The sequence below is a fragment of the Nonomuraea sp. LPB2021202275-12-8 genome, assembly GCF_037044575.1.
GTDB lineage: Bacteria > Actinomycetota > Actinomycetes > Streptosporangiales > Streptosporangiaceae > Nonomuraea.
In genome coordinates, this window is sequence record NZ_JBAHWD010000194.1 from 1 (window position 1) to 277 (window position 277).

Genomic DNA, 277 nt, shown 5'->3' on the forward strand with positions numbered 1-277 from the left:
GACCCGGTCGCCCTCGGCGACGATGGGCTTCTGGTTGAACGAGGTGCCCTGGTTGGAACGCTTGAACTTGGCGACACGGTAGGTGGTGCGGGTGCCGTCGTCGTTCATGACGGTCACGTAGTCGGCGGAGACCTCTTCGACCACGCCGGCTTTCTCGGCGCTGATGACATCACCGGCGTCGGTCGCGGCACGGTATTCCATGCCGGTGCCGACCAGCGGCGCCTCGCTCTTGAGCAGCGGCACCGACTGGCGCTGCATGTTGGAGCCCATGAGCGCG

General features: G+C 66.4%; 1 protein-coding gene. It reads right to left on the bottom strand.

Translation table 11 applies throughout. The annotated features are described in order from the left end of the window. On the bottom strand, positions 1-277 hold a 277-nt coding region (locus tag V5E28_RS49350), incomplete at both ends, for a hypothetical protein (protein WP_336217237.1).